The sequence below is a fragment of the Arcticibacter sp. genome (assembly GCF_045629565.1).
GTDB lineage: Bacteria > Bacteroidota > Bacteroidia > Sphingobacteriales > Sphingobacteriaceae > Arcticibacter.
The window spans coordinates 18420-29324 of the sequence record NZ_JAZQRL010000049.1 but is presented as its reverse complement, the minus strand read 5'-3'; the positions used below and the strand labels follow the sequence as shown (position 1 = coordinate 29324).

The 10905-nt window shown below is 44.5% G+C and carries 8 protein-coding genes; 6 read left to right on the top strand and 2 right to left on the bottom strand.

Features of this window, described 5'->3' with window-relative positions; translation table 11 throughout:
* Positions 1-17 precede the first annotated feature (17 nt).
* Together ACKI5J_RS06770 and ACKI5J_RS06765 are read left to right on the top strand one after the other, a co-directional pair.
* Complete coding sequence (locus ACKI5J_RS06770; protein ID WP_407427820.1) at positions 18-755, top strand: EcsC family protein; 738 nt, start codon at positions 18-20, stop codon at positions 753-755.
* A 5-nt stretch (positions 756-760) separates the two neighbouring features.
* Positions 761-1438: a GIN domain-containing protein gene (locus ACKI5J_RS06765; RefSeq protein ID WP_407427818.1), complete on the top strand. Its 678-nt coding sequence runs from the start codon at positions 761-763 to the stop codon at positions 1436-1438.
* Positions 1439-1477: 39 nt separating this feature from the next.
* On the opposite strand, the gene ACKI5J_RS06760 is transcribed toward ACKI5J_RS06765, so the two are convergent.
* Positions 1478-3064 carry a glycoside hydrolase 43 family protein gene (locus ACKI5J_RS06760; protein WP_407427817.1) on the bottom strand — a complete coding sequence of 529 codons (1587 nt, stop codon included), beginning with the start codon at positions 3062-3064 and terminating at the stop codon, positions 1478-1480.
* 257 nt (positions 3065-3321) lie between these two features.
* Positions 3322-4053: a sulfite exporter TauE/SafE family protein gene (locus tag ACKI5J_RS06755; protein WP_407427816.1), complete on the bottom strand. Its 732-nt coding sequence runs from the start codon at positions 4051-4053 to the stop codon at positions 3322-3324.
* A gap of 481 nt (positions 4054-4534) precedes the next feature.
* On the opposite strand from ACKI5J_RS06755, the gene ACKI5J_RS06750 reads away from it, so the two are divergent.
* From ACKI5J_RS06750 to ACKI5J_RS06735, 4 genes are all read left to right on the top strand, one after another.
* A complete protein-coding gene (locus tag ACKI5J_RS06750) occupies positions 4535-5266 on the top strand; it encodes a rhamnogalacturonan acetylesterase (RefSeq protein WP_407427858.1) in 732 nt (243 codons plus the stop codon).
* A 14-nt stretch (positions 5267-5280) separates the two neighbouring features.
* Complete coding sequence (locus ACKI5J_RS06745; protein WP_407427814.1) at positions 5281-6420, top strand: glycoside hydrolase family 88 protein; 1140 nt, start codon at positions 5281-5283, stop codon at positions 6418-6420.
* A gap of 41 nt (positions 6421-6461) precedes the next feature.
* The gene (locus tag ACKI5J_RS06740; protein WP_407427812.1) at positions 6462-9239 is read left to right on the top strand and encodes a glycosyl hydrolase; all 2778 of its coding nucleotides are present in this window, start codon (positions 6462-6464) and stop codon (positions 9237-9239) included.
* A gap of 140 nt (positions 9240-9379) precedes the next feature.
* Positions 9380-10420 (top strand): flavin reductase family protein, encoded by a 1041-nt coding sequence (locus ACKI5J_RS06735; protein ID WP_407427810.1) that lies wholly within the window; start codon positions 9380-9382, stop codon positions 10418-10420.
* Positions 10421-10905 lie beyond the last annotated feature (485 nt).

Genomic DNA, 10905 nt, shown 5'->3' with positions numbered 1-10905 from the left:
TTATATTAGCTTCGCTTATGGTAAAATATGAGGAAGAAGCCGGTTTAATGCTGCAGTTCTGGCAATATAAGATGAGAAGGAAGCCGTCCATAGGTAACCGGCTCTCCAAACATATTCAGAATAAAATCAACGGATTTATCCCTGAAAAGGCGCATAAAGCGATTACCTTGACCATAGAAAAGATGGTCAAGGCTGTTCTTTTCGGCTCTAAACATACTACGTTCACCAGACTTGATGAGGATGCGTCTTTATTTCTTCGAGAGTCATATGTCAAACAAAAGATAGCGTTTTATCAAAAGACAGCGACAGTTGAAGGAGCCGTTACTGGTGCGGGGGGAATACTTTTGGGCTTAGCTGACTTTCCTATTCTATTAGGTATAAAAGTTAAAATGTTGTTTGAGATCGCGGCTTTGTATGGCTATGATGTGAAAGATTACAAAGAGCGATTATATCTTCTCTATATTTTCCAGTTGGCTTTCTCCAGTCAGCAACGAAGAAATGAGGTATACAAAATTGTCGAACGCTGGCAGGGTTACAGTGGTTCGCTGCCCGATGACGTTGAAGAATTCAACTGGCGGACATTCCAGCAGGAATATCGTGATTATATCGATCTGGCGAAGATGGCTCAGCTGGTTCCTGTAATAGGGGCTGCGGTGGGCGCGGTGGCTAATTATAAGCTTGTCGCTCAGTTGGGAGATACCGCTATGAACTGCTACCGCATGCGTAAAATGTCTCCATTGACTATACTAAAATAGACCATATGAAAACAAACCTATTGAAAACGGGCCTCACAGCAGGCTTTCTAATGATCATTGCTTTTATCTTGTCTTCCTGTAATGGAGAGCGACTGGTAGCTGACAACAACGTGATTTCAGAGGTCAGGGATGTCTCTGGATTTGAGCGGGTTGAAGCGGGCGGCGCAAATAATGTGCATATAGTGTATGGTCAGAGCTTTAAGGTGGAATTGAAGGGTTCTTCTAACTTAGTTCAAGCGTACGAAACGAAGGTTGATAACAAGACCTTAATACTTAGGTACCGCGATGATGTGCATGTAGACGACGATGATGTGGAGGTGTTTGTAACACTGCCTTTGTTAAATGGAGTGACACTCAGTGGGAGTGGTGATATCGACATTCGAGGTGAGTTTCCGGAAGCCAAGAAGTTTATTGTAAATATTGATGGCTCGGGAGATATCAACATAAGTGAAAGTTTTACTTGCATATCGCTTGAGGCGGATATCTCAGGTTCTGGTAAGGCTGAGTTGACCAACCTTGAGACGGTGCGTTCAACTATTGTTATATCCGGTAGTGGAGATGCCTATGTTCATGCTGAGGAAGAACTTGATGTAAGGATTAACGGTAGTGGAACGGTTTACTACAAAGGCTCTCCGAGAGTCAAAAGTGATATCAATGGATCCGGACAAGTGAAAAGGTTATAGACTAAACAAGTGAGGCTTCACTTGTTTAGTCTTTTGAAATTACCGGGAGACTTTAAAGTAGTCAAAGTCAGCATATCCTTTTGATGGTAACAGATGCGGGTTCAGGCTGGCAATTCCCACCTTGGCACCGATCCATGTACCTTTTTCTGTGCGATATTCTGATCCGATGTTTTTAAAGTTTTTTCCGTCTGTGCTGTAGCTGTAACGGCACATTTCCTTGTCGCTCAGGCTCACCTGCAGCCATACGTTGTTCGAGTTAACAGGTATGCTGAGGAGAATTTTAGGTGCGAGGAATTTTCTGTTCTCCCTTATGGCCTCATATAACACGAGCGCATTGCCGCTTTTTGTTTTTTCAATACATAGGAATGTATAGTAGTTGCCCGTCATGGTTATTCCGGCGCGGTCGCCGGTATTTTGAGGATGAAACTGCAGTTTGGTGGTAGCGGTGAAAGCTGGTGCAGTGATTTTCTGAAGCAACAGGTTTGGAGCATAAAACAAGCTCGCGCTGTCGGTGGGGTTGGAAATGGTATATAAACGGATATTACCTTTTGATGCGGTTAGGTCGAACCATTCTCTTTTCGGCGCTGCCTGCCATTGCCATTGTAATCCAAGTTGTGGAGAGTCGAATTCGTCGGATGTTTGTGGTGCCGCTGGCGGATGGGTCTTTCCGACGTTTGGTTTTTTATAGCTCATGACCGGTTCGCCGGTGCCATCACCATCGGGGTCGTTGCCTATAACAGGCCATCCGTCTTTCCATGTGACCGGTTGAAGGTGTGCGATGCGGCCGTAAACGCCTTTATCCTGAAAGTGAATGAACCACCACTCACCGGTTTGGGTTTCCACCAATCCACCCTGATGAGGGCCATTGACGGAGGTATTTCCCTGGTGAAGAACAATCTTATCTTCGTAAGGCCCGTAGATATTTTTAGAGCGGAATATAGATTGCCAGCCTGTAGCGACCCCACCGGCAGGTGCTGCGAAATAATAATATCCGTCGCGTTTATCCATGAATTTGAAGCCTTCCAAAACGGGCTGTTTTTTTAAATCTTCATAAATTAATCTTCCGTTGTCGAGCAGTTTTTTTCCGTCGGCCGACATTTTATGGAGAATTGCAGGGCCTGCGCCTACTTTTCCGCGAAGGAGGTAGGCCTGCCCGTCATCATCCCAGAAAGGGCAGGGGTCTTCCCAGTTTGCTACGTCCTGGACATGGGTTAAAGACCATTTGTCTTTTGGATTTGCAGTTGTAGCTACAAACAAGCCGTCTTCAGGTGTGCAGAAGTACACATAAAAGAGACCATTGTGATGTCTGATTGCGGGAGCCCATGAGCCCTGGCCAGGCTGCATCTTTTCATATCGCTGAAGAGGGAGACGATCATAGACATGGTTGATGATTGTCCAGTTGACCAGGTCTTTCGAATGCAGGACGGGGATTCCCGGCTGGGTATTGAAGCTGGATGCCACCATATAATAGTCGTCACCAACGCGGATAACGTCTGGATCTGAATAGTCTGCGTGAATGATGGGGTTTTTATATGTTCCGTTTCCGTTGTCGGGTATCCAGACCTGGGCATTCATGCATATGGAGAAACAGCATAGAAGAGCAGTGAGAAGAGGTTGTTTATACATGTTGTATTGGTTAGCAGGGTAAATATGGTTGACAAAAGCGGTCGGCTTACGAGTATAAAAAAACGAACAAAATTATCAGGAAGCAAATGTACAGCTAAGAAAGGCGAATAACAGCTATATATTCGTTACAAGGATTAATGCATTATCGCTTATTATGCAAGCTTTACGGCGAGCACGGCATCAGTAAATTCCCGGGGGATTTGCCGATGCAGCGGATATCCTGTTATAGATACTGCCACCGACTAAAATGAATCAGTTTACATAAAGAAGATCAGCTTACAGGAAGCGATTGCCAAAACGGCGGTCAGCAGATAGCGCACGGTAACTTGAGGAAGTCGCTGACTGCCGATGTAGGACCCCAGGCCTCCCCCGGCTGCAGCACTTGAAAACCATATTGCCGCCGAGGGGCTTACGTTTATCGGATCTGAACTTCCGAGCAGCCCGCCGAGAGAATTGAGAACAATGAAAAGAGCGGATGCTGCCGCTGCTTCCTTTGCGTTTGCCCATGACAGCAGAATGAGAACCGGACTTAGAAAGATTCCTCCACCAATATTCAACATTCCGGAAAGGAATCCAAGCACTGCCCCCCACATAAGCGGCGCCAAAACGGGTATTGTTTTTTTGCCTTGAGAGTCGGACGGTAACACTCCCAGGAGCTTTATGATAGGCACTACCAACGCCAGTCCCAGCAGCAGATTGTATAAATCACCATGTAAAGGAAACCGAGACCCGATAAACGCAGCCGGTACTGATGTGAAAAGGAAAGGTTTGCATATTTTCCATTTGAAATATCCTGCTTTTCTGAACTGGTAAAAGGCCATCCCGGCTACTACTATATTGAGGATTAGAATTATCGGCTTATAAGCAGTCACCGGCACTGCATACAAGGACAGTACAGCAATATATCCGCTCGCACCACCATGGCCTACAGATGAATAGAGGAACCCGATGAGGAATAGTGATAGGGCGATGATAATATCTAAGCTCATTTGTTCTGCTGACGTTGAGGTTTCCTAAGGTCTGAAAAATATTCTGAACTACGTTTGAAGACAACGGGTTAGGTACGGTTCTGTTTTCCTCATTATTGGTTAAGATACAGGATGCTACGGGTTGCAGATATGATAATAAGGTTGTAAGATAGCGTAAGATTAATCGATTTGCCGAAGGCAATACGCAAGATCTGGAACCAGTTATTGTTAACTTGCTTATTATAAACACAATAGAGATAGATTTTCACGTGTAAGATTGGACTAGCGATTACTGTTTTAATCACCTGTTTGTCTGCAGAAGGATCAGAACGCTAACGAAAATGATGCGTTTTTTTGAAAAAAAACTGTTACAATAGTTCATTGCTTCCATGATATTGGCATTGCGAAATATTAATAACCAAACGAATAAACATTGAAAAGAAAGTCATTTTACAACATTTGCCTGTTTTTAGCTTTAATTCTATTTTCCTCATTCGTTTTGATGAGGCCGTCTGACAAACCAACACTTTTTCTGATTGGTGATTCGACTGTGAAAAATGGCCAGGGTAAGGGGGGCGGCGGTCAGTGGGGTTGGGGTAGCTTCATAAGTGATTATTTTGATACAACACGTATAAACGTGGAGAACCATGCTTTGGGTGGCACCAGTAGCCGCACTTTCAGAACCAGGGGATTGTGGGCTAAGGTACTTGACAAAATTAAGCCGGGCGATTACGTGATTATGCAGTTCGGGCACAACGATGGTAGTCCGCTTGACGATACCGCACGTGCACGCGGCACGATTAAGTCCACGGGCGATGAAATCAGAGAAATCTACAACCCTATCACCAAACAACAGGAAGTAGTTCATACCTACGGTTGGTATATGTCCAGGTTTATAACCGAAGCACGGGAGAAAGGCGCAATACCTATCGTTTGTTCTCCGGTTCCCAGAAGTAACTGGACGGAAGGCAAGGTGAAGCGAGGCGGGGAAGGTTACAGCAAACTTGCTGAGGAAACTGCCAGAACAGCCGGTGCTCATTATATTGATCTCAATCTGCTCATTTCAGATAAGTACGACACGTTAGGAGAAGACCAGGTAAGGTTAATGTTCCCGGCAGATCATACGCATACCAATATGGAAGGTGCGAAAGTAAATGCGTCGGCAGTTGTGGACGGCCTCAAAAGTATACCTGGATTTTCACTGAACAATTACCTTAATAAATCGAAAAATTAAACCTATAGACCCATATGAATAAGCCTTTTGCGGGAAAATTCTTTATTCTCCCAATCCTCTTTGTTTGCTTTATCCTTCAGTCATCGGCGCAGACGCTTCCTAAGAAGAAGCAGATATTGAAGCAGATGCGATTAACGAATCAATACTTTATGGATAAATGGCCCGACGCCGGAAAAATCATCGTAACGAACAAAGCCCGTCCAAGTAATATCTGGACCAGAGGAGTTTATTATGAAGGACTTATGGCTATGTATGGTATTGATAAAAAGAAAGAGTACTATGACTATGCAGTGCAATGGGGCGAGAAACATAATTGGGGACTGGCAGGCACGGTTAAAACACGGCATGCGGACAACCATACGGCGGGCCAGACGTATATTGATTTGTATTTAATTGATAAGAAACCTGAGCGCATAAAGGATATCAAAGAAAGCATAGACCTGATGGTCAAAAGCGAGCAGAGTGACGACTGGTGGTGGATTGACGCTTTTCAGATGGCCATGCCTGTTTTCACTCGCCTTGGAGTGCTGTATAACGATAATGCCTATTTCGATAAAATGTACGACCTGTACAGCTATACGAAGCACAAACATGGTGGTAACGGACTCTATAACCAGGCCGATAAGTTATGGTGGAGAGACAAGGATTTCGTAGCTCCTTATAAGGAACCGAACGGCGAAGACTGCTACTGGTCGAGAGGAAATGGATGGGTTGTTGCAGCTCTTGCACGTACCCTGGAGATGTTGCCAAAGTCAGACCCGCACTATAACGAGTATTTACAGGATTATAAAGATTTGATGGCAGCGGTGCTTCCGGTGCAGCGTTCAGATGGCTTTTGGAATGTTAGCTTGCATGATCCGAATCATTTTGGAGGTAAGGAAACCACAGGCACTGCATTATTTGTGTATGGTATGGCCTGGGGTATTAACCACGGAATCCTGGACAAAGCTACATATCTGAAGCCGTTAACCAGGGGCTGGAATGCAATGTCTAAAGAATCTGTTCATCCAAACGGTTTCCTTGGTTATGTGCAGGGAACAGGTAAGGAGCCAAAAGACGGTCAACCCGTTAGCTATACGAGCAAACCTGACTTTGAAGATTACGGCTTGGGCTGTTTCTTGCTGGCTGGCACAGAAGTTTATAAGCTGAAATAGCTTTAATAATAGAAAATTCATAACCTGCAGATGAAATGTTCATGAACAGAAGACGAGGAATTTTAACAGCTGCAATATTGGGAACGATATTCCTGGCCAGCTCCGGGATAAAAGCTCAAACTACTGGTTGGCCAGTGGTTAAGAAGGAGATGAAGCCGTGGACCCGCTGGTGGTGGATGGGAAATGCAGTGAGCGAGGACGATATAAAGACTTCATTAATATCTTTTCAGCAAGCTGGTTTGGGCGGTGTAGAGATAGCGCCTATTTACGGAGTCAAGGGAATGGAAGAGAAGTATATTTCCTACCTGACACCCGAATGGATGAAGATGCTGAATACGACCGTAGGTACAGCTGAATCGTTGAATATGGGAGTTGACCTTACAAACGGAACCGGATGGCCGTTTGGCGGACCTCAGATTAGCCTGGGCGAAGCAGCGTCTAAGCTAATTGTGCAAACCTATCAGTTGAAAGGAGGCGAGAAGCTCGCGGAAAAAATAGTAGTGAAAGAACCCCGCCAGGAATCCGCGTCTTTACAATTCCTGACAGCGTATGGAAATAAAGGAGAGATACTTCAGATCGCCGGTAAAGTTGCAGCGGACGGTACCCTCCGCTGGGTTCCGAAATCAGGAAGCTGGGAGCTATACGCAGCATTTAATGGCAAGACTCGGCAAATGGTAAAGCGCTCTTCTCCGGGAGGCGAAGGATATACGTTGAACCATTTTTCGCACAACGCCCTGAATGCATATCTCAAGCGGTTCGACGATGCCTTTGAAGGTTCAGCGCCGAATGTCAGGGCTTTCTATAATGACAGCTATGAGGTCTATGGTGCAGACTGGTCTGAAGAATTCCTGGCATTGTTCCAGCAGAACAGAGGTTACGATTTCAGGCCGTTCATCAAAGAATTTGTTAGTAAGGAAGCCACAGCTCATCAGGCCAGATTGAAATCTGATTATAGAGAGACAATGTCTGAAATGCTCCTGGCGAACTTTACGCAGCCCTGGACTAGCTGGGCACGCAAGCATAAAGGTATCACCAGGAATCAGGCACATGGCTCACCTGGAAATCTGTTAGACCTATATGCTGCAGTAGATATTCCCGAATGCGAAACCTTCGGTTCCAGTTATTTTCACATTCCGGGTCTGAGGAGAGACAGTGCGGATATTCGTAACGTTGATCCTGATCCGGTGATGCTGAAGTTTGCTTCTTCAGCAGCGCATGTCGCAGGTCACAACCTCGTATCCTGCGAAACCTTTACCTGGCTCACAGAGCATTTTAAAACTTCCTTATCTCAATGCAAGCCGGAAGTGGAGCAGGTCTTTCTATCAGGTATCAATCACGTCTTTTTTCATGGTACGACCTATTCGCCTCCCAAGGCGGCATGGCCGGGATGGCTGTTTTATGCCTCGGTTGATTTTACACCTGCGAATAGCTTTTGGCAGCATTTGCCAGGACTTACATCCTATATCACTCGGGTTCAATCGGTGTTGCAGTCGGGTAAATCGGATAATGAGATCCTGATGTATTGGCCTGTCTTCGACGCATGGAACAAGGCGAGGGGAAAGGATATGCCATTTAAAGTCCATGACATCGACGACTGGCTGCATCCTACGCCATTTTATGCGAACGTAAAAAACCTCCAGAAAGTAGGGTATTCGATTGATTTTGTTTCCGATTTGTTATTGAAGAAGGCGTCTGCCCGTGAGGGTATGATCCGTACCGCTGAAAATGCCACACCTTACCAAGTGCTCGTAGTCCCGCAATCGCAAATGATGCCTGTTGAAACATTACAGCAAATGCTGGCGCTTGCCAAAGCTGGAGCGACCGTAATATTTCAGCAATTACCGGCTGATGTGCCGGGGCTTGGCGACCTGGATAAACGGAAGGCTTTGTTAAAAGACATCTTATCGGGCTTGTCTTTCGCAGATGCAGGCAATGGTGTCAAGCGAATGAATCTGGGTGAGGGTAAAGTTGTATTGTCAGAGGATATCCAAAAGGCTTTGGTCGTCGAGGGAATACAAAGAGAAACAGTAACCGATTCAGGTTTAGGATTTATCCGCAGGCAAGACGGAGCAAGCAAGTACTATTATCTGGTAAATCACACAGCGCAAACGATTAATCAGGAAATGCCATTAAATGTAACGGCAAAATCTGTGATCCTGATGGATCCGCAAAGTGGTTATACAGGATCAGCATCATTCACATCTGAAGGAAGCGGTATAAAGGTGAAGATTCAGATGCAGCCTGGTGAGGCGATGATCGTAAGAGCTTCTTCTGAGCCGCTGACTGATATCAAGCCCTGGGTGTACCTTGACCGCGCGCAAACGCCGATAGAAGTCGAAGGTAAATGGCGCCTGCATTTCAGCGGTGGAGGACCTGTTCTCCCTGCGGATAGAAATTTGGATGAGCCGGTGGACTGGACTGCATTCGGCGATGCCGATATGGATAATTTCTCGGGGGCGGGACAGTATAGTGTTACCTTTAAGATGCCTAAAAACAAGGCTTCTGAGTATATTCTCGATCTGGGCAAGGTACATGAGAGTGCCAGAGTTTGGGTAAATGGAGAAGATGCGGGAATTTTATGGAGTATTCCATATAAAGCCAGGATAGGGAAATACCTGCGTCCCGGTAAGAATACCATTCGCGTTGAAGTGACCAACCTGATGGCGAACCGCATTCGGTACATGGATCAGAAAGGAATTGAGTGGAAGAAGTTCCATGATATCAATATAGTCGATATCAACTATAAGCCGCTTAATGCTTCAAACTGGAAGGTTCAGCCTTCGGGTCTTGCAGGGCCGGTTAGTATCACACCCTATTAACTGACGGGCGCGACCCTAAGTAAGTCAGAAGTCTGAAAGAACAGAGCTACTATCGCAGGATGTCAGTTCTTCATCTGTATTTCATTCCAACAAAGCCTTGCTTTGATAGTTAAATAAATATTTATCTAATACTCCGGCGCATGGCATCTGATCTACTCATAAAACAAGTTAAGATCCGACAGGTCCTACCTGAAACGACGAACGCAAAAACGTTCGTTCTTGAGCCGCTGCAAGGCTGGCAGCCGGCCTATACAGAAGGCCAGTTCCTGACCCTGGTGTTTTATACAAAGCATGGCGAGAAAAGGCGCTCCTACTCGATTTCTTCTTCACCTGCTTTGGGTGAACCCCTGAGTATTACCATAAAGAAGGTTGAGAATGGTGAGTTCTCCCGACTGCTTCTGATGCATGCCAAGGCTGGTGATATACTTTATACATCAGGAATAAACGGTCTTTTTGTGTTGCCGAAAAATTTCGATGATTCCAATCAATTCTTTTTTCTTGCAGCTGGAAGCGGTATTACACCATGTTTCTCCCTTCTGAAGCGAATACTTAAACGTCATAATAATCAAGTCGTTCTTATTTATAGTAACAAGAGTGAAGAAAGTGCTTTATTCTTGGAACAGCTGAGAGATTTGCAGAGGGAATGTGACGAGCGTTTCCAGATTCATTTCTTGTTCAGCCAGAACCTGGATCTTTATCATAGCAGACTCAGTAGCTGGCTTCTTCAGCAACTGATCGAGAGATATCTTAAGGTGGATAGGATGGATGCTTTTTTTTATATCTGCGGTCCGCTTGATTACATGCGAATCGTTAATATTACGCTCCTGGGCAATGCGCCTCCAGCCAATATATTTAAAGAGAGCTTTAGTAGTCTGCCGCGACCGATAGTTCCCGTTCCTGAAGATACGTCCCCTCATCAAGTAACTATTTATTTTAAGGAACAAAAGCACGTTATTTCGGTGCAGTTTCCGCAGACCATATTGAGTGCTGCAAAGTTGAATCGTATCAATTTGCCTTACAGCTGCGAAACGGGAAGATGTGGAAGCTGCCTTGCTTTATGTAAATCAGGGAAAGTTTGGATGGCGTATAATGAGGTGCTGACAGAAGAAGAAGTGGCTTCCGGACAAATTCTCCTTTGTCAGGGTTATCCAATACATGGCGACGTTGAGGTGTTGCTTTAGGAATGGTTTAAAGATGTGATTAGCAAGATAATTAGATTTTATCGCTTGTTTAATAGGAATAATTGCACTTATCGCTTATTTGTTTCAATTTATTCTGATTTATGAGAAAATATCAGTGCAATTATTCGAATATCCGGGAATATCGAAATAATAACTGTTGTTATTTTCCACTTATTGATATTTCTATTAATAAAATGGTTCTAAATTGAATAAAAGTTAAATAAATAGTTATTTATGTATGAATAATTCAATATATTTAGGTAATGCTAGAAGTTAGTGATCTAAATAATCTTAATTTTTACGGTTTTTAACCAGGATATTATGAGAAAAACAAAAATGTTGTATGTTGAGTGATCGGGAGATGTGCTACTAATGTGAAAAGATATGTAAACGCGATGGAAATGTATAACAATTAACAAAGAAAAGATATGGAATAGAAAAAGAGACCTTCTGGCCAGGTAAACCCAGACCAGAAGGAAAACCAA

Excerpts from the sequence above, each read along its gene's own strand:
- ACKI5J_RS06770 (WP_407427820.1), top strand. The coding sequence starts at position 18 with ATGGTAAAATATGAGGAAGAAGCCGGTTTAATGCTGCAGTTCTGGCAA.
- ACKI5J_RS06765 (WP_407427818.1), top strand. The coding sequence starts at position 761 with ATGAAAACAAACCTATTGAAAACGGGCCTCACAGCAGGCTTTCTAATG.
- ACKI5J_RS06760 (WP_407427817.1), bottom strand. The coding sequence starts at position 3,064 with ATGTATAAACAACCTCTTCTCACTGCTCTTCTATGCTGTTTCTCCATA.
- ACKI5J_RS06755 (WP_407427816.1), bottom strand. The coding sequence starts at position 4,053 with ATGAGCTTAGATATTATCATCGCCCTATCACTATTCCTCATCGGGTTC.
- ACKI5J_RS06750 (WP_407427858.1), top strand. The coding sequence starts at position 4,535 with ATGAGGCCGTCTGACAAACCAACACTTTTTCTGATTGGTGATTCGACT.
- ACKI5J_RS06745 (WP_407427814.1), top strand. The coding sequence starts at position 5,281 with ATGAATAAGCCTTTTGCGGGAAAATTCTTTATTCTCCCAATCCTCTTT.
- ACKI5J_RS06740 (WP_407427812.1), top strand. The coding sequence starts at position 6,462 with ATGAACAGAAGACGAGGAATTTTAACAGCTGCAATATTGGGAACGATA.
- ACKI5J_RS06735 (WP_407427810.1), top strand. The coding sequence starts at position 9,380 with ATGGCATCTGATCTACTCATAAAACAAGTTAAGATCCGACAGGTCCTA.